Here is a 20,718-nt window from a genome sequence, read left to right as displayed (position 1 = left end):
TCCCCATCCCTGATGAGGCGTTTGTAACCCGGCGTAATTTAACGCGAGGTTTCGCGTGGAACTGTTGCTTCAACGAAGTATCCGATGGCGCATACCAACGGTTAACCATGCGGGGTGCGCGTTTATCGAAAATAAACGCTGTCGCGAAGAACACGCTGCCGGTGCGGATGTGGTGAATCCGAAAGCCGGTTTTGTTTACCAAACCGACGCGCTTTTAACCTTAAATGTTCGTGTTCAGGCGCGCTGTCCGCGCGTCAACGACGAAACAGTGCAGAGTACGTCGATGTTCAGAAAAACTTCCCTCGCGCTTGTCGCCGGCGCGGTGTGTTTCGGCGCCAGTCCAATGCAGGCTTTCGCATACGATGACGATATGCCTGTCCCCGAGCCGCGCGTGATTTACGCGCAGCCGACCTCAACGCCTCCGATGCCGATCCGCGTCGCCTATAACGAACGATCCAGTTCCAACATGGGCGGCGGATTGATCGAGTTTCTTTTCAGCGGCGGACAGTCGGGCGATCCGAACTATCAGGCGCCGCGCTACGAACAACGCTATGAGCAGATGCCCTCGCGCGGCGGCTTGCCGCCGATGGACCCGCAATATCGTTATGAGATGCGGCAGGGCGACGTCGGCATCGAACCGGGCCGTCCAGGCATGGACCCGAAGTTCGAAAAGCAGGTCGTCGAGTACGATGGCCGGCATGCGCCGGGAACGCTGGTGATCGATACGCCGAACAAGTTTCTGTATCTGGTGCAGGGCGGCGGCAAGGCGCTGCGCTATGGCATCGGTGTCGGCAAGCCCGGCTTCGAGTGGTCGGGTGTGAAGACGATCTCGGCAAAGAAGGAGTGGCCGGCATGGACGCCGCCGCCGGAAATGCTCAAGCGCCGTCCTGATCTGCCGCGCCACATGGAAGGCGGTCCGGAAAATCCGCTCGGCGCCCGCGCAATGTATCTCGGCTCGACGCTGTACCGCATTCACGGCTCGAATGAACCATGGACCATCGGCACCGCGGTGTCGTCGGGCTGCATCCGGATGCGCAATGAAGATGTCATCGACCTTTACGGCCGGGTGAATGTCGGCACCAAAGTCATCGTGATCTGAGCAGAACCGGACTCGTAAAAAAAACGGCCGCTGTTTCAGCGGCCGTTTTCGTTTGTTATCGATCAGGCCGATCAGGCGTAATCGCTGTCGCCGTCATCGAAGTTGTCGTAATCCTCGTCGTCGTCCTGGTCCTGATCCTGGTCCTGATCGGCGTCCGCCTGCGCCTGATCGTAGGAACTCTGGCGCTGGCTGTCGTTGCCGCTCTTGCCGACGTCGTTGAGTCCGGCGTCGCGTGCGAGGCTGCCCGAGGACTGATCGTTGCTCCATGGCATCTTGCTGCCGCCGGAGTCAGCGCTGCTGCCGAAGCTCTGCTGGCTGCCGCCGCCCATCATGCCGCGAATGCTGTTCATCAGCATCGATCCGCCGATCACGCCGGCCGCGGTTGCCGCCGCCGTTCCGAGAAACGAGCCGCCGCCACCGCCGAACATCCCGCCGCCGGGATTGCCGGCCCTTGGATCATTCATCCGCGGATCGTTCATGCGCGGGTCGCCGCCCATGCGGGCGTCGGCCTGATTGAGCGCCTGACCGCTGTTCCAGACCGGACCGCGCTGCGTGCCGTCACCGGGACGAACGCTCGGTACGGAACCGCGTCCCTGGCCGGGGCCGAGAATCGCATCGCGCATCGAATCGAGAAATCCGCCGGAGGGCTGCGGTTGCTGCGCTCCGCCTTCGAGTTCCTGGATGCGAGCCTCGGCGCGTTTGAGCGCTTCGTCCTGCACCAGCACGGTTTGCACGAGGGCGTAGACAGCGTTCGGTGCGCGGCGCAAACCCTGCATGATTGCGGCCTCCGCGTCCGGCTCGCGCGGTGAATTCTCGACCTTGGCGAGACGGTCGAACAGATCGTCAACCAGTTGGCGTTCCTGCGGTGTCATGATTCCCTCCTCAAGCATCCGGCATGCGAATGCGCGGAAAGATGTAACGCTGCATTGTGTCGGGGTAAGTCCCGGCGTGAATTAAATTTAGGAAAGTTGGCGCTTGCGGTGCGACAAAAAGCGCCTTCTCACCTCTCCCCGTTTACGGGGAGAGGTCGGATCGCCCTTGCGATCCGGGTGAGGGGCGTTTGAATTTCGAGTGATCTAGGTGGCCCCTCACCCCAACCCTCTCCCCGCGAGCGGGGAGAGGGAGCGCATCATGCACGGTCGAGCGTCACGTTGCTTGCTGCCAGCAGCCGGGGAAAGTCATCGCTGCTCAGAAACGCGAATTCGCGTTCGCGCTGATGCGTGACGTCATCGAGGCTGACAAGCGTTTCGTCGACGAAGCCGGGATGGCACATCACCAGGCCGCGGTCGGGAAGACCGTCGAGAAAGCCTTTCATCGCATCGGCGAATTCGCGGCCCCGGACCATGTTATACGCGCCGGAAAATCCCGGATTGAAGGCGATGCCAGCGCGCGCGCTCTTCTTGCGAAACGTTTCGCTCAGCACATCGAGCAGCAGCGCTTTCGGGCTGTCGAGCCGCTGCGCCAGCGGCAATGAGCGGCCGCACTGGCGAACCCATGCGCCGGGCGCAGCCTCCTTTACCGCGACGAGAAACGCATCGCGAATTTGCGGAAACAGTTGCACGTGCTGGTGTCCGTCGACGTAGTCCGGCGCGCGGCCGAACATTTGTCTGAAGGCGGCGATCTGAGCCAGCAACTCGGCCTGAATGATTTCCGGGTCGAGCCGCCGCAGCAGGCTCGCACGCAGCAGCCTGCCGAGGGGCAGAAACTGTCCGCCATTGAGAGGGTTGAAGTGCATGGTCAGCGGATGAAACGGCGCAGTCAGCGTCGCGTGCAATCCGATCGCGCAGTCGGGATTGGCCGCAACCGCCTGTGTCAGGGCTTCGATCTCGGTGCGATCCACGGCGGCGCCGACCACCATGACGGAGGTGGCGTTGATCCTTTTCTGAACGATCAGATCGCGGATTGCACGATTGACGCCGGGACTCATGCCGTAATCGTCGGCGCACAACCAGATGTGGCGCGGCGGCGAACCCACTCTCATTCAGCCGCGGTCTGCGGTGTCTTGTCGGCGGCAGCAGACGTGTCGGCGCTTTTCACGCTGTGCTCCGCGACGAAGTAGATCGGCCGCGCCTTGATCTCGGACAGGATCTTGCCGATGTATTCGCCGACCACCCCGATCATGATGAGCTGCACGCCGCCGATGGTCATCAGGCCGACCACCAGCGAGGGATAGCCGGGGACCGACTTGCCGTCGATAATCGTTTCCCAAAGTATCGACAGGCCGAACAGGAACGCGACGAACGCGAGCAGCAGCCCGAGCAGGCTCGCCACGCGCAGCGGCGCAACCGAGAACGACGTCAGTCCCTCGATGGACAGACCGAGCAGGCGGCCCGGACTGAAGCTGGTGACGCCATGCGCGCGCGCTTCGGGTTCATAGTCGACGCGAATCTGCTTGAAGCCGATCCATGTTGCGAGGCCCTTGAAGAAGCGATTGCGCTCGGGAAGCTGACGCAGCGCGGCTGCCGCTCGCGGCGACAGCAGGCGGAAGTCGCCGGCATCCTCGGGAATTTTCTGCCGTGAGCCCCAGTTGATCAGCGCGTAGAAGGTGCGCACGCCCATGCGCCGCAGGACCGATTCATTGTCGCGATGCGCCTTCGCGGTATAGACGACGTCATAGCCGTCATCGATCCAGTGGCTGACCAGCCGCTCCACCAGTTCCGGCGCGTGCTGGCCGTCGCCGTCCATGAACAGCACCGCGCCGCGCCGGGCATGATCGAGCCCGGCCATCAGCGCCGCTTCCTTGCCGAAATTGCGCGACAGCGACACCACCTGCACGTCGAGAGCGGTCGGCGGCAGCCCGCGCGCGATGCTCAGCGTCGTGTCGGTCGAGCCGTCGTCGACATAGACGACTTCGCAGGCAAGTCCGTACTTCTGCTTGAGCGCAGCGGCGAGGGCGCAGAGACGCTCGTGCAGCCGCGCCAGACCTGCCGCTTCGTTGAAGGCGGGCACCACGATCGAAAGGCCTTGCGCAGCCGTAGTTCGGCTGCTGCCTGACAGGTTCGATACATCGGCGCTCGGCGTCATCGGGTTGGTTTCCTCAGCATCCTTCAGGGGCATGATGTCATCCGGCATCACGCGCGCTCAAGTATCATATGGTAGTTGCCGGTTGCTGTCGCCACGGTGTGTCGGCAGCGTGCGCCGCCGCAATCTCCGAACCTTATTGTCCCAGGAATGTCTGGAGTTTGGCGAAAAGCGGATTGTCGCGGTCGAACACATATTCCAGCGATGCGATCGACACCGTCTCGGCGCCATAGTCGCGCAGGAAGCTGCTGAGCGCGTAGAGCTGCGTCGGCGGACAGTGCAGCGTCACCATGCCCGATGAGGTCGGCCCGCCGAACGGCGACACCACGCCGAACCGGCTGTGGGCCTCGGCGAGCAGGGCGTCGTTGCAGGCCGCGAAACGGGTGCGGACTTCCTTGTATTTACGGGCGCGGGCGCTGGCCGCGATGTGATCGAGGATAACCCGCGCGGTTTCCCGCGCGCTGTCCGACCAGTCGGCGTCGCGCGAGGCGACGAGGTTGGCATGGCTGCGCAGCATGACACCGTCGTCGAGCACCTTCAGTCCGTTGGCGGCAAGCGTTGCGCCGGTGGTGGTGATGTCGACGATCAGTTCAGCCGTTCCCGCCGCGGGCGCGCCTTCGGTGGCACCGGCGCTTTCCACAATGCGGTAATCGACCACGCCGTGGCTGGCGAAGAAATTGCGCGTCAGATTGATGTATTTGGTCGCCACCCGCATACGGTGATTGTGCTGGGCGCGGAACGAGGTCGCGACATCGTCGAGGTCCGCCATGGTGCGAACGTCGATCCACGCCTGCGGCACGGCCACAACGACATTGGCACTGCCGAAGCCGAGACTCTCGATCAGCATGACGCGCTTGTCGGCGTTGTGAATGTTCTCGCGGATCAGATCCTCGCCGGTAATTCCCATGTGCACCGCGCCGCGCGCGAGCTGTGCCGCAATCTCGCTGGCCGAGAGATAGGCGATCTCGACATTGGCGAGGCAGGACATGGTGCCGCGATACTCGCGCGAGCCGCGCGGTTTCGAGAGCGTCAGGTTCGCCTGCGCAAAGAAGGCTTCGGCGTTTTCCTGGAGACGTCCCTTGGACGGGACGGCGACAACGAACGGCGTGCTCATGCGGCGCTCCCCTGCGAAAGCGCTTCCATCCAGATCGAGAAACCCACGGCCGGGATCGGCTCGCGCGCACCGAGCCGGGTCAGCAGCCCGTCATAGCGTCCGCCGCCGACCAGCGGCTCCGAGCCGCCGCCTTTGGCGTGCAGCTCGAATTCAAAGCCGGTGTAGTAGTCGAGGCCGCGGCCGAATGCCGTGGAGAAGCGGATTGCCTTGGTATCGATGCCGCGCGCAGCCATGAAGCCGGTGCGGCTTTCAAACTGGTCGATGGCGGCGCCCAGATCGAGCTTCGCGTCCGCTGCGAGCGTGCGCAGTTGTGCCGCCGCGTCATCCGGCTCGCCGGCGATGCCGAGAAAACGCTCGATCAGTTGCAGCGCATGAAGCGGCAACGCGCCGCCCTTCAGTGTGGACTGCTCGAGAAAGCGGTCGGCGATTTCCGACACCGTGCGGCCGCCGACATTGCTGGTGCCTGCGATCGACATCAGGTCGGTGACCAGCGCCAGCGCCGCCTTGCGGTCGGAGCCGGCGAGCGCGGCCAGAACGCCTTCATATTCGTTGCGGGTCTTGCCGGTTTCCAGCGTCAGGCGCTGGAGATCCTGCGCGAGCGAAATCTTGCGGTTGAAATCCTTGATCAGGCGCCGCTTCCACACCGGATACAGGTCGAGCGCGTCGATCAGTGCGGCGAACAAGGCGACGTCGCCGGTGCGGATGTCTACGCCGGTCACGCCGAACGCTGCGGCGGCTTCAAGACCGAGCGCCAGCATCTCGGCGTCGGCAGCCGCGCGATCCTGACGGCCGAAGGATTCCACGCCGGCCTGGTTGAATTCGCTGGCCGCTCCGCCGCGATACCGGAACACCGGGCCGAGATAGTAGAATCCCGCCGGCGCGCCCGCGCGCGATGAGGCGAGGTAGTCCCGCGCCACCGGAATGGTGAGGTCCGGCCGCAGGCACAGTTCCTCGCCGCTGGCGTCGGTGGTCAGATAGAGGCTCTTTCGGATGTCTTCGCCGGACAGATCGAGAAACGGCTCTGCCGGTTGCAGGATCGGCGGGCGCGCATGGGTGTAGCCAGCCCGCGCAAATGTCTGCAGCAAGGCCTCCGCCCGTGCGGCGGACCCGGTCGCGGTTGCGGCACTGGTCTGGCTCATTCTTCGGTATCCAACGAGATGTAAAAGGCTTGAATCGGCAGTCCCTTAACACGGGAATACCCGGGTTTCGACGACGATCCGGAAAAGGGCTTAATGAGAGGTCTTCCGGAATGCAACCTCAGCGTGCATCTGGTCAGCCCCAGTCGCCGAGCGCGGTCTGTACCACGGCGAGCGCCGCGACCGCAGCGGTATCGGCGCGCAGAATCCGGGGACCCAGCGACAGTTGCACCAGGCGGGGCTGCTTGAGGAGAAGCGCGCGTTCCTCTTCCGCGAACCCGCCTTCGGGTCCGATCAGCACATCGATACCGCTGGCGCCGCCGTTGCCCGCCTGTGCGAGGGCGGCGGCGGGGTCGGCCGCCGGAGCGTCTTCATCGCAGAACACCAGCAGCCGCGCACCATTACGCGCGCCGAGCCAGCGCTCGAGCGGTTCGGGGTCGTGCACCTCGGCGAGGCTGAGAATGCCGCACTGTTCTGCGGCCTCGATGACATTGGCGCGCATCCGCTCGACATTGACGCGGCTTGCCTGGGTAAACCGGGTTGTCACCGGCCGCAGCGCCGAAACCCCCATTTCAACGGCTTTTTGCACCATGTAGTCGAGCCGCGCGTGCTTCAGCGGGGCGAACACGTAATGCAGATCGGGCAGGCCGTCCTGTGGCCGGGTCTGGCTGACGATCTCCGCGCGGTCCGGCCGTTTGCGGCCTGCGAGGGTCGCCTGCCACTCGCCGTCACGGCCGTTGAACATCAGGACGGTATCGCCTGCGGCGAGCCGCAGCACATTGCCGAGATAGTTGGTTTGATCGCGGTCCAGCGCGATACCGGCACCGGCCGCAAGCGGTGCATCGACAAAAAGCCGCGGGCTGCGGAAATCGAGTTTGGGCATTACGCCAATCCATTCATTTTTCAGACTTCTAGCCGAATGATTCAGGATTGGCAGCCGTTTGCATGACGAGCCGCCGCGCTGCTGCCAGATTCAGCGGGTTGTTAAGGGGCGGCGAGAATCGTAAAAGCCACCTTCGCTGTGGTGGCAAATCCGCATTGGAACCCGCCGGAGGAAAATCCGTGACCGCCTACCGTTCTATCGCATTGCTGGCTGCCGCCACCTTCGTCCTGCATGCTGCGGATGTCCGCGCACAGGGCGCCTTTCCGGCACCGCTGCCAGGACAGGCCGCACCGGCTCCAGCGAGCAATGCATCGCCGTTTCCTCCGGTGAACAGCGCACCCGCCACATCGCCATTTCCGCCCGTCAACGGTGCAACCGCTGCGCCGGTTGGACCGCAGCCGTCGCCGAGCGCTTTTAGTACCGGTGCTCCGCCCGTTGGCGGCGGCGGTTTCGGCGGGCCACCCCAGCAACAGGCCGGTCCGCCGCCGGGCGCGGAAGAGTGTCAAAAGGGCTTCCTGCCGCTGCGCGCGGATGTGGAAGCCAAGGGCAAGCTGGTTCAGGCCGCCGGCAAGCGCAAGGCAACGCCGCAGGAAGCCTGCAAGCTGATCGGGAATTTCGTGCAGGCCGATGCGAAGATGATCAAGTTCGTCGATGCCAACGCGCAGAAATGCGGCATCCCTCCTCAGGTCGGTGAGCAGATGAAGAAGGGGCATGCCAATTACACCCAGCTTCAGCAGCGGGTTTGTTCAGCGGCGCAGCAGCAGCAGGCAGGACCTGCGGGCCCGAGCCTGAGCGAAGCGCTCGGCTCCGCAACGTTGCCCGAGGCCAAGCCGTCCAAGCGTGGCGGCAGCACGTTCGATACGCTCAACGGCAACGTCCTGACCCGCTGATCTGAGAAGGGTTGCGATGAGCAACGCCGCAGCCCCCGTCGCCGACTCGACCGCCAACTGGGTCGATACCCATGCGCCGCTATGGGCGCGGCCTTACCTTCGGCTCTCGCGCTTCGACCGCCCGATCGGCTGGTGGCTGCTGCTGATGCCTTGCTGGTGGTCGGCGGCGCTGGCCGCGGGCATCGCGCATGACGTGCGCGGACTGCCGCTGGTTATCGTACTGTTCTTCATCGGCGCGGTGGTCATGCGCGGCGCGGGATGCACCTGGAACGACATCACCGATCGCAAGCTCGACGCGCAGGTTGAGCGCACCCGATCGCGGCCGATTCCGGCAGGACAGGTGACGGTCCGGCAGGCCGCAGCCTTTCTCGTGCTGCAGGCGCTGATCGGGCTCGCGGTGCTGCTGCAGTTCAACGGCTTTGCGATCCTCACCGGCATCGGCTCGCTCGTGGTGGTTGCGATTTATCCCTTCATGAAGCGGGTCACCTACTGGCCGCAGGTGTTTCTGGGTCTCGCGTTCTCATGGGGCGCGCTGATGGGATTTGCGGTTATCCTGGCGCGGATCGATGCCACGGCGCTTTTTCTCTACGCAGGCTCGATCGCGTGGGTGATCGCCTACGACACGATCTATGCGCATCAGGACACCGAGGACGATGTGCTGATCGGCATCAAGTCGACGGCGCTGCTGTTCGGGGAACGGACGCAGCTCGCGCTGACGATTTTCTACAGCATTGCTGTCGTGCTGATCGGCGTCGCGCTGTGGCGCGGCGGCTCGCAATGGCTCGCGTGGATCGGACTGGCGGCGTTCGCCGCCCATCTGGTCTGGCAGGTGCGGACCATCCGGATCGATGACTCAGCGCTATGCCTGCGGTTGTTCAAATCGAACCGCAACGCGGGATTGCTGCTGTTCGCCGGATTGCTCGCCGACGCCGTACTGCGAAGTTTGTAGATTTCAGTGACGGGCGATGATCTCGCGTTCGCCGCGATGAATGGATTGCTCCATCGCAGGGCGGCCCGCCTTGCGGCGCACGAGAAACTTCGGACGGCGATCCTTGATGATGTTGCGGCGGCGGCGGCGCGGCGCGGGCTCGCGGGTGTCGCCCGTTTCGTCTTCGATCTGCGGCAAGGCAAACAGATCGCCCCACATCTGCCAGGCCATGTCCAGATGCAGATCGTCCGCGGTGACCAGCAGCGGCACCGACAAGGACGGATCGCTGTGAACCAGAACCAGCGCGCGTCCGTCATTGGTTTCGCGGCAGGCGATGCCGAGAAATTCGCTGACGCGGACATTGATCGCCATGCGGATGCCGCCGACGGCACGGCGCACGGTGACGCGTTCGCGATTGATTTCGATATGCCTGACGCCGCCATCGGCGCGGCCATCGCGCGCTTCAAAGCTGACCGGCAAAGAATGGGGGTCGAGCTGCAACATGCAGCTCGACCCGACGGGTTGCACCCCGCCGACTCCGAATTGACGCCTCACGGCTTTATCTCCCACGCCGGAATTATGTTCCCGGTCGATGGGAGGAGCATGCCAGAGCCGCGTCCGAATCCGCTTAAGAAGGCTGGTTAATCGTCTCTCACTGTGTTTGCTTCAGTTCTCATGATTGACGAGACGTTGGCGCGGATGATTGACGAGACCTTGCCAGCGCCCCGAATCCGATGTTCGCCTCACGTGAAATATCTGCCTCGCGGGCCTCGAAAACGCTTGAAGTCCGCGTAAAACAGGCACATCTCATGATGTGTTGCATTCGTATCCAAGCCTCGGGAAATTGTTTGTGAACTCTTCACCAAACGCATCATTGTCGCCATCACCGAAATCAACGACATCCGGATTGCTCGATCAGACCGCGTTGAGCGATCTGGCACAGCGTCTCGTGGAAGCGGCGAAGCGTGCGGGCGCTGACTCGGCGGATGCCATCGCAGTGCGCGGCGTAGCGCAGAGCATTGAGGTTCGTGACGGCAAGGTCGAGGAATCGGAACGGTCGGAAGGCGACGACGTCGGCTTGCGCGTGTTTGTCGGCAAGCGGCAGGCAGTGGTTTCAACCAGCGACATCGGCGGCGATGTTGCAAGACTGGCCGAGCGCGCGGTTGCGATGGCGCGGGTCGCGCCCGACGATGAGTACGTCGGTCTCGCCGATCCGTCGCTGCTGGCGAAGCAGTTTCCCGATCTCGATCTGCTCGATCCGCAGGTGCCCTCTGTGGACGAATTGGAGCGGCGTGCGCTGGAAGCGGAAGCTGCGGCACTTGGAGTCAAGGGCGTGTCGAAGTCCGGCGGCGCCTCTGCTTCCGCGGGGATTGGCGGCATGGTGCTTGTGACCTCGACCGGGTTTCACGGATCCTATCTGCGTTCGAGCCAAAGCATCTCGACGGTGGCGATCGCGGGTGAAGGCACCGGCATGGAGCGTGACTACGATTTCACGTCGGCGATCCACGGCTCCGATCTCGAATCGCCGGCAAGCGTCGGGCGGCGTGCGGGCGAGCGCACCGTGGCGCGGCTCAATCCGCGCAAGGTGGCGACCTGCAAGGCGCCGGTGGTGTTCGACCCGCGTGTCTCGAATTCGCTGGTCGGTCATCTGGTCGGCGCGGTGAACGGGACATCGATCACCCGCAAGACGAGTTTTCTGAAGGATCGTCTCGGTCAGCAGTTGTTCGACAAAGGAATTCGCATTATCGACGATCCGCTGCGCGTGCGCGGGATGCGGTCGCAGGCCTTCGACTCCGAAGGCGTGGCGACCAGGAAGCAGGCCATCATCGACGACGGTGTGTTGACGACATGGCTGCTGGATTCCGCGACCGCGCGCGAACTGGGCCTGGCGACCACGGGGCACGCCCATCGCGGTGTCTCGTCGTCGCCCTCGCCCGGACCGTACAATCTTCACCTTGAGGCCGGTCAGCTTTCGCCCGCTGAGCTGATCGCCGATATCAAGGAAGGTTTCTATGTCACCGACCTGATCGGATCCGGCGTCAACGGCGTGACCGGCGACTACAGCCGTGGCGCTGCGGGTTTCTGGATCGAGAACGGCCAACTGACATATGCGGTGAGCGAAGTGACCATCGCGGGTCACCTGCTGGAGATTTTCAAATCGATGATTCCCGCCAACGACCTTGCGTTCAAGTACGGCGTCAACGCACCGACCGTGCGCGTGGGGGAACTGACGATTGCCGGTCGCTGATTCCGATATGATCAGCGATACCGCCCTGACGCGCGACGCTGAACTCCTGGCTGGCGTGGTTCGCGAAGCCGGTGCGCTGGCGCTCGATCTGTTTCGCACCGAGCTGAAAACCTGGATCAAGGGCAAGTCGTCGCCGGTGTCCGAGGCCGACATCGCGGTCAACGACCTGATCGAGACGCGGTTGCGTTCCGCGACGCCGGATTACGGATGGCTCTCTGAGGAAAGCGCCGACGATCCGTCGCGGCTCGGCAAATCGCTGACATGGATCGTCGATCCCATCGATGGCACCCGCGCCTATCTCGCGAAGCAGGACGACTGGTCGGTCTCTATCGCGCTGGTTGCAGACGGATCGCCGCTGCTCGGCGCGGTCTTCGCACCCGCGAGTAATGAGTTCTTTTTCGCAACGCGCGGGCGAGGCGCCGTGCTGAACGGAGCGCGGATAACAGCCGCGCCCGGCGCCGCGATCGATTTTCCGAAGATTGCGGGGCCCAAACCCCTGGTTGAGCGTCTCGGCGGCATGCGCGAGGGCGAAACCCTTCATCCGAGAATCGGATCTCTCGCCTTGCGGCTGGTGCGGGTGGCCGATGGGCGGCTTGATGCCGCATTTGCCGCCGGGCATAGCCGTGACTGGGACCTTGCCGCGGCCGATTTAATCGTGCACGAAGCGGGCGGGGAAATGACCTCACTGGCCGGAGAACGTCTGGTTTACAATCAGACCGACGTTCGTCACGGGTTGCTGGTGGCGGCGGGGCATGCGCGGCACGCGCATATCGTGAAACATTTTCGGGAAAACCCGATTCCGTGGTGATTGCGAGCATGGTTTTTGCTTGAATTCATCGGCCGGTCCTTGCTTTTTGGGAAAGCACCTCATGTCCGAAACTGTGCAACCGCAGTTGCTTCACCTTGTGATCGGCGGCGAGCTTCTCGACCTCGATCACGTGACTTTCAAGGATCTCGACAAGGTCGAGGTCGTCGGCCTGTTCCCGAACTACGCCACCGCCTATGCGGCCTGGAAGAGCAAGGCCCAGCAAACCGTCGACAACGCCCACATGCGTTACTTCATCGTCCATCTCCACCGGCTGCTCGATCCCGGTCAAGATTCAAAGTCGGCCCATTGAAACGATTTCTTCGAGATCTCGGCCGCTCGAGATGGGTGCAGCGTGCTGCGGGTACGACCGCGGCGGAATTTTTGCGTTTTGTGTGGTGGACGAACCGTTTCACCCTCGACCCGCCGAACGTCTATAAGTGCATCGAACCGGATATGCCGGTCATCATCGCGTTCTGGCATGGCCAGCACTTCATGATGCCGTTCCTGAAACTGAAGCAGTATTCCGCCAAGGTCCTGATCTCCCGTCATCGCGACGGCGAAATCAATGCGATCGCAGCGGAACGCCTCAATGTAGGGACGGTGCGCGGCTCGGGCGATCACGGAACGGAGTTTCACCGCAAGGGTGGTGTCGGCGCGTTCAAGATGATGCTGCGGACGCTGGAAGATAACATCAACATGGCGCTGACCGCGGATGTGCCGAAGGTTGCGCGCAAGGCGGGCCTCGGCATTATCATGCTGGCGCGCGAGTCCGGACGGCCGATCCTGCCGGTGGCGATCGCCACCAGCCGGTTCAAACGCCTCAACAACTGGGACCGCTCTGTCATTCATTTGCCATTCGGGCGTGGCGTCATTGCCGCGGGCGAGATTCTCTGGGTGCCGCGCGATGCGGACACCGAGACGATGCAGAAGCTGCGCCTGCAACTCGAAGAGCGGTTGAACGACGTGACGCGCCGCGCCTACGACCTGGTCGGCCTCCCGAACGAGGGTCTTCATGCCTAGCGCGCTCCCAGCGACGCTCGCGGCGTACCGGCGGCTGTCGGCTCTTGCCGCGCCGCTCGCAGCGCCGCTCATCGCGCGCCGGCTGAAGCAGGGCAAGGAAGATCCCGAGCGGCTCGGCGAACGCCGCGGCGTTGCCAGCGTGGAGCGCCCGCCCGGACCGCTGATCTGGATTCATGGCGCGAGTGTCGGCGAGGTGCTTGCGGCGGCGGGACTGATCGAGCGGCTGCGGGCGCTGAATGTCCGCATCCTGCTGACCTCGGGCACGGTCACCTCGGCCGCTATTGTGGCGCGGCGGTTTCCGCCCGACGTCATTCATCAATACATCCCGTTCGATTCGCCGCGCTTTGTGTCAGCCTTTCTCGATCACTGGAAGCCCGGCCTGGCGCTCTTCATTGAGTCGGACATCTGGCCCAATCTGATCCTGTCGAGCGCCGAGCGGCGCATCCCGATGGTCATCATCAACGGCCGCATGTCGCCGCGCTCGTTTCCGCGCTGGCAGAAACTGCGCGGCACCATCTCCACACTGCTGGAGTGCTTCGATCTTTGCCTCGCGCAATCCGACCGCGACGGCGAACGCTTCGCGGCGCTGGGCTGTCCGAACGTCGTGACATCCGGAAATCTGAAGCTCGATGTCGAGGGGCCGCCCGCAGACGTGAAGAAGCTGGAGCGCCTCAGGGAGGCGACGCAGCGCCGGCTGGTGTTCCTCGCAGCCTCCACGCATCCCGGCGAGGACGAAATCATTCTCGATGCGCATCGGCGTCTGGCGGCGCGGATGCCGAAATTGCTGAGCGTGATCGTGCCGCGTCATCCCAATCGCGGCGCGGCCATCGCGCGGATGCTGACGGATGGCGGCATGCAGGTGGCCCTGCGCTCGCAGGACGAACTGCCGGGCGCCGGGACGGACATCTACGTTGCCGATACCATGGGTGAACTCGGGTTGTTCTACCGGCTGGCGCCGGTGGTGTTCATGGGCGGTTCGCTGGTGGCGCACGGCGGGCAAAACCCGATCGAAGGCATCAAGCTGGGTGCTGCGATCCTGCACGGACCGCACGTGTTCAACTTCGGCGACATCTACGACGCGCTCAATCAGGCCGGGGGGGCTATTCGCGCCGAGACCGGCGAGGAATTCGTGAAGTCGCTCGGGCATCTCCTGGTGAACCCGATTGCGCGGCAGCGTTCGGTCGGTGCGGCGGAAACCGTTGTCAGCCGGCTTGGCGGCGCGCTCGACAAGACGCTCGCAGCGCTGGAGCCATATCTTCTGCAACTGCGGCTGGAGAGCGGGGGCTCCGATGCGTGAGCCGGCCTTCTGGTATCGGCCGCCATCATTGCTATCGCGATTGCTAGCGCCGCTTGGCGCGATTTACGGAGCGATCACCGCGCGGCGGATGTCGCGCGCCGGAGCGTCTCCAGGAATTCCGGTTCTTTGCGTCGGCAATTATCATCTCGGCGGTGCAGGCAAGACGCCGACGACGCTCGCGCTTGTGAAACTCCTGCGCGAGCTGGGCGAGCAGCCGTTCGTGGTCAGCCGTGGTTACGGCGGAACGCAGCAGGGACCCCTGCGCGTCGATCCGGCGTCGCATTCCGCTGCCGATGTGGGCGATGAGCCCTTGATGCTGGCCTCAAATGTGTCCGTCATCGTATCGCGCGACCGTGTCGCCGGCGCGTCACTGGCGCGAACGTCCGGCGCCAGTGTTGTGCTGCTGGATGACGGCTTTCAGAATCCGGCGCTTGCGAAGGATGCGTCGTTGATCGTGATCGATGCTGCGCGCGGTATCGGCAATGGCGGTGTATTTCCGGCTGGTCCGCTGCGCGCGCCTGTCGAGCCGCAGGTCGCACGCACCGACGCGCTGATCGTGATCGGCGCAGGCGATGCGGCCGATCATATCGCAGCAGTGCTGGCGAAGCGCGGCGCACCCGTGTTGCGCGCGCGGCTCGTGCCGGGTCAAGCCTCGGTCGATGCGTTGCGCGGTCAGCGCGTGCTGGCGTTTGCAGGGATCGGCGATCCGGCGCGGTTCTTTGCGACGCTGCGTGCCAGTGGCGTGGACGTGATCGAGCAAAGGGCCTTCGCCGACCACCATCCATTCACGCCGGACGAGATCGGGCGGCTGGTGTCGGACGCCACAGCAAAAACTCTTAAGCTGGTGACCACCGAAAAGGATATGGCACGCATCCGCAGCGATGCACGCCTCAAGGCCTATGCAGATCGCATCGCGACTTTCGCGGTCACGCTCAGGTTCGACGATGAAACAGCGTTGCGGGATTTCGTGACGGCGCGGCTGGCAAAAGCGCGCGCGATAAATCTTTAGGCCTTCTTCAACTGCGCGGGATAGTGCCGCTGCAACACGGCTTCCGGCGTCGCATAGGCTTCCTGCCGGTCGACGCTCCAGTACTTCAGCTCGTCCAGCGGAATGTGTTCGCCGGTGATGGCGCAGCGGACGTAGGAGCCGGGAGAGGTCACGCGAAAATCGCCGTCGAGATATTCGACCTGCGCTTCGCCCTGGCCGGAAGGCCCGAATTTATTGAGCACGATAACTGTCCTTGTGGAATCCGGCAGATTGTCGTCCGGAGAGATAGCTCAAATATAGGCATGATCCAGAAGAGTGGAAACCGGTTTTCGGAGAAGATCATGCCAGCAAAGCCGGCAGGAGAGGCGCTGAACCAGCTTTGGCAGATCAAAAAAGGTCGCCCTGAACCTTTTTGACGCCAAAATCGGTGGTCCGCTTCGATGCAGGCTTTGCCGGCGCGGCTTTCGGCTTCGCCGCGGCTGTTCCCTCGCCATCTGCGGTTGCGCCGATGCGTCCGTCGGCGAACTCAATGGTGAGATGCTGGCCGGAACCGACATGGGCCGCCGCATGCAGCGGCTGGCCGTGTTCGTCGCGCACCAGTGCGAAGCCGCGATCCAGCACGCCCTTGTAGGACAGTGCATTCAAAAGCTGCGCGACATACTTCAGCCGCGTCTCGCGCTGCTGGATATGCAGATCGGCGCAGCGCCGCGCGCTTGTGGCGAGCCGCGCGACCTTTTCCTTTCCGCGATCGATCTGCGCGCGAAGGGCCGTCACCGTCAGCCGTCCGCCGATCGCAGACAGCCGTCGCTCGTACAAATGAGCGTTGGCGCGCAAGGCGCGGGGCAGTTGCGCGCTGGCGCGATCGAGACGCTGGCGTGGAATGTTGAGCAGGTCGGTCGCCTTCGGCAACGCGCGCGCCGCCGCGCGCAGTTCGCTGCGGCGATGTTCCTGGCCGCGCTGCCAGCACAGCATGGTGCGACGTTCCAGTGATGAGACCTCGACGAACAATTCGGCGCGCACGGGCACTGCCATCTCGGCTGCCGCGGTCGGCGTCGGTGCGCGCTTGTCGGCGGCGAAATCGATCAGGGTGACGTCGGTCTCGTGGCCCACCGCTGAAATCAGCGGGATCATGCTCTCCGCCGCGGCACGCACCACGATCTCTTCGTTGAACGACCACAGGTCTTCCAGCGAGCCGCCGCCGCGTGCGACGATCAGCAAGTCAGGCCGGGGAATCCGGCCGCCCTCTTCAAGTGCGTTGAAGCCGCGAATGGCGGCGGCGATCTGCTCGGCGGAGCCTTCGCCCTGAACGCGCACCGGCCACACCAGCACACGGCGCGGGAAACGGTCTTCCAGCCGGTGCAGGATGTCGCGGATCACGGCGCCGGTCGGCGAGGTGACAACGCCGATGACCTCCGGCAGCCATGGAAGGAGTTGCTTGCGCGCTTCGTCGAACAGGCCCTCCGCGGCGAGTTTCTTCTTGCGCTCTTCCATCAGCGCCATCAGCGCGCCGACACCGGCCGGCTCGATCGCCTCGATCACGATCTGGTATTTCGACGAGCCCGGAAAGGTGGTGAGCTTGCCGGTGGCGATGACCTCCAGGCCTTCCTGCGGCTTGAACCGCATCCGGCCATGAACGCCCTTCCAGATCACCGCCTCGATCTTGGCGCTGTCGTCTTTCAGGGCGAAATAGCAGTGGCCCGACGAATGGGGGCCGCGAAAGCCGGAGATTTCGCCGCGCACCCGCACATGGCCGTAGGCGTCCTCAACCGTTCGCTTCAGAGCCGAGGACAGCTCCGAAACGGTAAATTCCGGTGAATTGGGCAGCGGTTCGGCGGCAGTGGCTTTCATCGCGACTCGAATCTATTGCGGTGATCAAACACCATGTTAAACCCTTCTATCATCCCAGAAACGCCGGTTCGACCCTTATCCATGAATATCCTTTTGATCGGTTCCGGCGGGCGCGAACACGCGCTGGCGTGGAAAATGGCGGCCTCGCCACTGCTGACGAAACTGTGGTGCGCGCCTGGCAATGCCGGCATCGCGCAGGACGCGGAGTGCGTCGCCCTTGATGTCGCGAATCATGCGGCGGTGATCGATTTCTGCAAGATGAACAAGGTCGACCTCGTGGTGGTTGGCCCTGAGGCGCCGCTGGCAGCCGGCATCGTTGATGATCTCGCCGCAGCCGGCATCAAGGCGTTCGGGCCGAGCAAGGCTGCGTCGCAACTCGAAAGCTCCAAGGGCTTCACCAAGGATATCTGCAAGGCGAACAACATTCCGACCGCGGCCTATGAGCGGTTTCGCGATGCGGACGCCGCGAAAGCCTATATCCGCAAGCAGGGTGCGCCGATTGTCGTGAAGGCTGACGGTCTCGCCGCGGGCAAGGGCGTCGTGGTGGCGATGACGCTGGCCGAGGCTGAAGCCGCCGTCGATGCGCTGTTCACTGCCGCGGGAGCGGAAGCGGTCGTTGAGGAATTCATGGAGGGCGAGGAAGCCTCGTTCTTCGTGCTGTGCGATGGTGACAACGCGTTGCCGCTGGCCGCCGCGCAGGATCACAAGCGCGCCTTCGACGGCGACAAGGGACCGAACACCGGCGGCATGGGGGCCTATTCGCCGGCGCCGGTGTTCACCGACGCGGTGCGCGAGCGGACGATGAGCGAGATCATCCTGCCGACGCTGCGCGCGATGAAGGCGATGGGCATGCCTTACAAGGGCGTGCTGTTCGCTGGCCTGATGATCACCAGGGATGGCCCGAAGCTGATCGAATACAATGCGCGCTTCGGCGATCCCGAGACGCAGGTGCTGATGATCCGTTTGATGTCAGACCTCGTGCCGGCGCTGCTTGCTTCGGTCGAAGGTGAATTGAAGCATTTCGACCTGCGCTGGTATCCCGAGCCCGCGCTCACCGTTGTGATGGCCGCGAAGGGCTATCCCGGCGACTATGCCAAAGGCACGGTCATCGAAGGTCTCGGTGATGCTGCGAAGATCGAAGGCGTCGAGATCTTCCATGCCGGCACCAAGGCCGCCGGAGATAAAATTCTCGCCAACGGCGGACGGGTGCTGAATGTCACTGCAACAGCCGGGACCGTCAGCGAGGCGCAACGCAGGGCCTATGAGGCCATCGATCGAATCCGGTGGCCGGAAGGCTTCTGCCGCCGCGATATCGGGTGGCAGGCGGTGGCGCGGGAGCAGAAGTCCTAAACCGGGTGCTGTTTCGTGCACGCATAGGACCCATAACCACGTTATCGAGCTGAAATTTTCGCCGCGGTGCGGTGTTGTTGCAGGACTGACGTTAGATCATTGAATTCAGTGAGTATGGGTCCCCGCAATAGCCGGGATAATAACAAGGGTACAGAAATCCCATGTCCGATCTCGCCGATCTTTTTCCTGGCTTCAAATCCGAATGGATCAGCACACGCGGCGGGCGCATTTTCGCCCGCGTCGGCGGCAATGGACCGCCGTTGTTGCTATTGCACGGCTATCCGCAGACCCATGTGATGTGGCATCGCGTCGCGCCGATGCTGGCTTCGAGGTTCACGCTCGTGATCCCGGATTTGCCTGGCTACGGCTGGTCGGACGTTCCGACGACCGACGAGAACCATACGCCGTTCACCAAGCGGGTGATGGCGCAGGTGATGGTCGAGGCGATGGAAAAGCTCGGCCATGTGCATTTCAGCCTCGCGGGTCACGACCGCGGCGGCCGCGTCGCTTACCGGCTGGCGCTCGATCATCCGGGGCGGCTGTCGCGTTTCGCGACGCTCGATATTCTGCCGACCTACGATTACTGGGCGAAGATGGATCGCGGTTTCGCGCTCCGGATCTATCACTGGGCGTTTCTGGCGCAGCCGCATCCGTTGCCGGAGAACCTGATCGCGTCGAATCCCGACGATTATTTCGGCCGCACCTTCAAGAGCTGGGCCAAGAAGGATGCGCCCAATCCGTTCGATCCGCGAGCGGTGGAACATTACCTGACGGCGTTTCGCGATCCGCTGCGCATTCATGCGGCGTGCGAGGATTATCGCGCCGGGGCCTATGCCGATTTCGATCAGGACAAGGCCGACGTTGAGGCCGGCAACAAGATCACGGTGCCGCTTTTGGCGCTGTGGGGCGGGGCGGGCATTGCGTCCTCGGCTTCGAGCCCGCTCGACACCTGGCGTAACTGGGCGACGAACGTCAGTGGACACGCCATCGATGCGGGCCATTTCCTTCCCGAGGAAAACCCGCAGGAAACGGCCAGCGCATTACTTGAATTCTTTCAGGGGCAGGATTGATGGCATTACGGGAGGCAAGGCGAGAAGACATCCGGCGGATTGTTGAAATGCTGGCGGATGATGAGATCGCGCGCGGGCGCGAGGATTTCTCCAGTAACATGGCGGCGTATTGTGCCGCGTTCGACGCCATCGCGGCGGACCCCAACAACACGCTTTATGTGTGGGATCACGAGGGCACGGCGATGGGGTGCCTGCAACTGACCTTCATTCCCGGCATGTCCTATCATGGTGCCTGGATTGCGAAGGTCGAAGGTGTGCGGGTCGACCGTTCACTGCGCGGGCTCGGCATCGGCGAACAGATGATGGAGGCGATGATCGCCAAGTCGCGTGCGCGCGGCTGCAAGCAATTGCAGCTCACCACCGACAAGCGGCGCGTCGATGCGCAGCGCTTCTATGCGCGGCTTGGCTTCGACGCCTCGCACGAGGGCATGAAGATCAATCTGATTTGAAATATTGCGGTTTCGTGCCACGGCCACGAGCGTTGTCATTGCGAGGAGCGATAGCGACGAAGCAATCCATCCTTGACTTGAGAATGGATTGCTTCGCTTCGCTCGCAATGACGGTTTGGCTTACCGCCGCGCCTTAAAGAAATTCGTCAGCAGCGCGGCGGCTTCGCTTTCGCCGACTGAGGGATAAATCTCCGGCGCATGATGACAGGTCGGCGAGGCGAAGAATCGCACGCCGCTGTCCACCGCGCCGCCCTTCGGATCGGCCGCGCCATAGTAAAGCCGCCGGATGCGGGCGAAAGAGATCGCCCCCGCGCACATGGTGCAGGGCTCCAGCGTCACGTAGAGATCGCAATCGGTCAGGCGCTCGCTGCCGGTGACGCGGGCGGCCTCGCGGATCGCCAGAATCTCGGCATGTGCGGTCGGATCGCGGTCGGTGAGGGTGCGGTTGCCGGCCTGCGCGATCACCGTGCCGCCCCGCACGACGACGCAACCGATCGGCACTTCCCCGGCGGTTTCGGCGATTTCGGCCTGTTTCAGCGCCAAATCCATGAAAGATCGTGCCGTCATGC

At 63.5% G+C, this 20,718-nt stretch carries 22 protein-coding genes; 12 read left to right on the top strand and 10 right to left on the bottom strand.

What is annotated here, in order from left to right; all coding sequences use genetic code 11:
- Positions 1 to 283 precede the first annotated feature (283 nt).
- Positions 284 to 1,099, top strand: coding sequence for a L,D-transpeptidase (locus HMPREF9695_RS17550; RefSeq protein WP_024919855.1), 816 nt, complete (start codon positions 284 to 286; stop codon positions 1,097 to 1,099).
- Between the two features lie 71 nt (positions 1,100 to 1,170).
- Here HMPREF9695_RS17550 and HMPREF9695_RS17545 read toward each other — a convergent pair whose 3' ends face one another.
- The 6 genes from HMPREF9695_RS17545 to HMPREF9695_RS17520 all read right to left on the bottom strand — a co-directional run bounded on the left by HMPREF9695_RS17545 (position 1,171) and on the right by HMPREF9695_RS17520 (position 7,253).
- Positions 1,171 to 1,971 (bottom strand): DUF2076 domain-containing protein, encoded by an 801-nt coding sequence (locus tag HMPREF9695_RS17545; RefSeq protein ID WP_006022232.1) that lies wholly within the window; start codon positions 1,969 to 1,971, stop codon positions 1,171 to 1,173.
- A 257-nt stretch (positions 1,972 to 2,228) separates the two neighbouring features.
- Entirely contained in the window at positions 2,229 to 3,080 is an 852-nt protein-coding gene (locus HMPREF9695_RS17540) for a ChbG/HpnK family deacetylase (RefSeq protein WP_006022231.1), read from the bottom strand.
- Positions 3,077 to 4,123 carry a glycosyltransferase family 2 protein gene (locus HMPREF9695_RS17535; protein WP_041712864.1) on the bottom strand — a complete coding sequence of 349 codons (1,047 nt, stop codon included), beginning with the start codon at positions 4,121 to 4,123 and terminating at the stop codon, positions 3,077 to 3,079. The genes HMPREF9695_RS17540 and HMPREF9695_RS17535 overlap by 4 nt, the downstream gene beginning before the upstream one ends.
- A 133-nt stretch (positions 4,124 to 4,256) precedes the next feature.
- Positions 4,257 to 5,234 carry an ATP phosphoribosyltransferase gene (hisG, locus tag HMPREF9695_RS17530; RefSeq protein WP_006022228.1) on the bottom strand — a complete coding sequence of 326 codons (978 nt, stop codon included), beginning with the start codon at positions 5,232 to 5,234 and terminating at the stop codon, positions 4,257 to 4,259.
- Complete coding sequence (locus HMPREF9695_RS17525; RefSeq protein WP_006022227.1) at positions 5,231 to 6,373, bottom strand: ATP phosphoribosyltransferase regulatory subunit; 1,143 nt, start codon at positions 6,371 to 6,373, stop codon at positions 5,231 to 5,233. The genes hisG and HMPREF9695_RS17525 overlap by 4 nt, the downstream gene beginning before the upstream one ends.
- A 133-nt stretch (positions 6,374 to 6,506) precedes the next feature.
- On the bottom strand, positions 6,507 to 7,253 hold the full coding sequence (locus HMPREF9695_RS17520; RefSeq protein WP_006022226.1) for a 16S rRNA (uracil(1498)-N(3))-methyltransferase: 747 nt from the start codon (positions 7,251 to 7,253) through the stop codon (positions 6,507 to 6,509).
- Between the two features lie 179 nt (positions 7,254 to 7,432).
- Between HMPREF9695_RS17520 and HMPREF9695_RS17515 the strand changes: the two genes are divergently transcribed.
- Positions 7,433 to 8,143, top strand: a complete 711-nt coding sequence (locus HMPREF9695_RS17515) for a hypothetical protein (RefSeq protein WP_006022225.1) — start codon at positions 7,433 to 7,435, stop codon at positions 8,141 to 8,143.
- A 16-nt stretch (positions 8,144 to 8,159) separates the two neighbouring features.
- A complete protein-coding gene (gene ubiA, locus HMPREF9695_RS17510; RefSeq protein ID WP_006022224.1) occupies positions 8,160 to 9,092 on the top strand; it encodes a 4-hydroxybenzoate octaprenyltransferase in 933 nt (310 codons plus the stop codon).
- Between the two features lie 3 nt (positions 9,093 to 9,095).
- Here the strand turns inward: ubiA and HMPREF9695_RS17505 are convergent, their stop codons facing one another.
- Positions 9,096 to 9,626, bottom strand: coding sequence for a DUF6101 family protein (locus HMPREF9695_RS17505; protein ID WP_006022222.1), 531 nt, complete (start codon positions 9,624 to 9,626; stop codon positions 9,096 to 9,098).
- Between the two features lie 295 nt (positions 9,627 to 9,921).
- Here HMPREF9695_RS17505 and HMPREF9695_RS17500 point away from each other — a divergent pair, with 295 nt between their 5' ends.
- The 6 genes from HMPREF9695_RS17500 to lpxK all read left to right on the top strand — a co-directional run bounded on the left by HMPREF9695_RS17500 (position 9,922) and on the right by lpxK (position 15,453).
- Positions 9,922 to 11,319 carry a TldD/PmbA family protein gene (locus tag HMPREF9695_RS17500; RefSeq protein WP_041712626.1) on the top strand — a complete coding sequence of 466 codons (1,398 nt, stop codon included), beginning with the start codon at positions 9,922 to 9,924 and terminating at the stop codon, positions 11,317 to 11,319.
- The gene (locus tag HMPREF9695_RS17495) at positions 11,306 to 12,127 is read left to right on the top strand and encodes a 3'(2'),5'-bisphosphate nucleotidase CysQ (RefSeq protein WP_006022220.1); all 822 of its coding nucleotides are present in this window, start codon (positions 11,306 to 11,308) and stop codon (positions 12,125 to 12,127) included. Before HMPREF9695_RS17500 ends, HMPREF9695_RS17495 begins: the two co-directional genes overlap by 14 nt.
- Positions 12,128 to 12,188: 61 nt before the next feature.
- Complete coding sequence (locus HMPREF9695_RS17490; protein ID WP_006022219.1) at positions 12,189 to 12,437, top strand: DUF4170 domain-containing protein; 249 nt, start codon at positions 12,189 to 12,191, stop codon at positions 12,435 to 12,437.
- A complete protein-coding gene (locus tag HMPREF9695_RS17485) occupies positions 12,434 to 13,147 on the top strand; it encodes a lysophospholipid acyltransferase family protein (RefSeq protein WP_006022218.1) in 714 nt (237 codons plus the stop codon). Before HMPREF9695_RS17490 ends, HMPREF9695_RS17485 begins: the two co-directional genes overlap by 4 nt.
- On the top strand, positions 13,140 to 14,444 hold the full coding sequence (locus tag HMPREF9695_RS17480; RefSeq protein ID WP_006022217.1) for a 3-deoxy-D-manno-octulosonic acid transferase: 1,305 nt from the start codon (positions 13,140 to 13,142) through the stop codon (positions 14,442 to 14,444). Before HMPREF9695_RS17485 ends, HMPREF9695_RS17480 begins: the two co-directional genes overlap by 8 nt.
- A complete protein-coding gene (lpxK, locus tag HMPREF9695_RS17475) occupies positions 14,437 to 15,453 on the top strand; it encodes a tetraacyldisaccharide 4'-kinase (RefSeq protein WP_006022216.1) in 1,017 nt (338 codons plus the stop codon). The genes HMPREF9695_RS17480 and lpxK overlap by 8 nt, the downstream gene beginning before the upstream one ends.
- Here the strand turns inward: lpxK and HMPREF9695_RS17470 are convergent.
- Together HMPREF9695_RS17470 and xseA are read right to left on the bottom strand one after the other, a co-directional pair.
- Positions 15,450 to 15,674, bottom strand: a complete 225-nt coding sequence (locus HMPREF9695_RS17470) for a DUF2093 domain-containing protein (protein ID WP_002713413.1) — start codon at positions 15,672 to 15,674, stop codon at positions 15,450 to 15,452. The two genes, lpxK and HMPREF9695_RS17470, sit on opposite strands and share 4 nt — an antisense overlap.
- Positions 15,675 to 15,819: 145 nt before the next feature.
- On the bottom strand, positions 15,820 to 17,280 hold the full coding sequence (xseA, locus tag HMPREF9695_RS17465; RefSeq protein WP_006022215.1) for an exodeoxyribonuclease VII large subunit: 1,461 nt from the start codon (positions 17,278 to 17,280) through the stop codon (positions 15,820 to 15,822).
- Between the two features lie 81 nt (positions 17,281 to 17,361).
- Between xseA and purD the strand changes: the two genes are divergently transcribed.
- From purD to HMPREF9695_RS17450, 3 genes are all read left to right on the top strand, one after another.
- The gene (gene purD / locus HMPREF9695_RS17460) at positions 17,362 to 18,630 is read left to right on the top strand and encodes a phosphoribosylamine--glycine ligase (RefSeq protein ID WP_006022214.1); all 1,269 of its coding nucleotides are present in this window, start codon (positions 17,362 to 17,364) and stop codon (positions 18,628 to 18,630) included.
- A 161-nt stretch (positions 18,631 to 18,791) separates the two neighbouring features.
- Positions 18,792 to 19,700: an alpha/beta fold hydrolase gene (locus tag HMPREF9695_RS17455; protein WP_006022213.1), complete on the top strand. Its 909-nt coding sequence runs from the start codon at positions 18,792 to 18,794 to the stop codon at positions 19,698 to 19,700.
- A complete protein-coding gene (locus HMPREF9695_RS17450; protein ID WP_041712623.1) occupies positions 19,700 to 20,149 on the top strand; it encodes a GNAT family N-acetyltransferase in 450 nt (149 codons plus the stop codon). The genes HMPREF9695_RS17455 and HMPREF9695_RS17450 overlap by 1 nt, the downstream gene beginning before the upstream one ends.
- A gap of 120 nt (positions 20,150 to 20,269) precedes the next feature.
- Here the strand turns inward: HMPREF9695_RS17450 and HMPREF9695_RS17445 are convergent, their stop codons facing one another.
- On the bottom strand, positions 20,270 to 20,716 hold the full coding sequence (locus tag HMPREF9695_RS17445) for a nucleoside deaminase (protein ID WP_006022210.1): 447 nt from the start codon (positions 20,714 to 20,716) through the stop codon (positions 20,270 to 20,272).
- Positions 20,717 to 20,718 lie beyond the last annotated feature (2 nt).

The sequence above is a fragment of the Afipia broomeae ATCC 49717 genome (assembly GCF_000314675.2).
Classification (GTDB): domain Bacteria; phylum Pseudomonadota; class Alphaproteobacteria; order Rhizobiales; family Xanthobacteraceae; genus Afipia; species Afipia broomeae.
The sequence above is the reverse complement of the archived record's forward strand: the minus strand, read 5'-3'. Positions and strand labels throughout refer to the sequence as shown.

Bases quoted from the DNA above. Each gene is read 5' to 3' on its own strand.
- HMPREF9695_RS17550 (WP_024919855.1), top strand. From the start codon at position 284: ATGTTCAGAAAAACTTCCCTCGCGCTTGTCGCCGGCGCGGTGTGTTTC.
- HMPREF9695_RS17545 (WP_006022232.1), bottom strand. From the start codon at position 1,971: ATGACACCGCAGGAACGCCAACTGGTTGACGATCTGTTCGACCGTCTC.
- HMPREF9695_RS17540 (WP_006022231.1), bottom strand. From the start codon at position 3,080: ATGAGAGTGGGTTCGCCGCCGCGCCACATCTGGTTGTGCGCCGACGAT.
- HMPREF9695_RS17535 (WP_041712864.1), bottom strand. From the start codon at position 4,123: ATGACGCCGAGCGCCGATGTATCGAACCTGTCAGGCAGCAGCCGAACT.
- hisG (WP_006022228.1), bottom strand. From the start codon at position 5,234: ATGAGCACGCCGTTCGTTGTCGCCGTCCCGTCCAAGGGACGTCTCCAG.
- HMPREF9695_RS17525 (WP_006022227.1), bottom strand. From the start codon at position 6,373: ATGAGCCAGACCAGTGCCGCAACCGCGACCGGGTCCGCCGCACGGGCG.
- HMPREF9695_RS17520 (WP_006022226.1), bottom strand. From the start codon at position 7,253: ATGCCCAAACTCGATTTCCGCAGCCCGCGGCTTTTTGTCGATGCACCG.
- ubiA (WP_006022224.1), top strand. From the start codon at position 8,160: ATGAGCAACGCCGCAGCCCCCGTCGCCGACTCGACCGCCAACTGGGTC.
- HMPREF9695_RS17490 (WP_006022219.1), top strand. From the start codon at position 12,189: ATGTCCGAAACTGTGCAACCGCAGTTGCTTCACCTTGTGATCGGCGGC.
- HMPREF9695_RS17480 (WP_006022217.1), top strand. From the start codon at position 13,140: ATGCCTAGCGCGCTCCCAGCGACGCTCGCGGCGTACCGGCGGCTGTCG.
- lpxK (WP_006022216.1), top strand. From the start codon at position 14,437: ATGCGTGAGCCGGCCTTCTGGTATCGGCCGCCATCATTGCTATCGCGA.
- xseA (WP_006022215.1), bottom strand. From the start codon at position 17,280: ATGAAAGCCACTGCCGCCGAACCGCTGCCCAATTCACCGGAATTTACC.
- purD (WP_006022214.1), top strand. From the start codon at position 17,362: ATGAATATCCTTTTGATCGGTTCCGGCGGGCGCGAACACGCGCTGGCG.
- HMPREF9695_RS17455 (WP_006022213.1), top strand. From the start codon at position 18,792: ATGTCCGATCTCGCCGATCTTTTTCCTGGCTTCAAATCCGAATGGATC.
- HMPREF9695_RS17450 (WP_041712623.1), top strand. From the start codon at position 19,700: ATGGCATTACGGGAGGCAAGGCGAGAAGACATCCGGCGGATTGTTGAA.
- HMPREF9695_RS17445 (WP_006022210.1), bottom strand. From the start codon at position 20,716: ATGACGGCACGATCTTTCATGGATTTGGCGCTGAAACAGGCCGAAATC.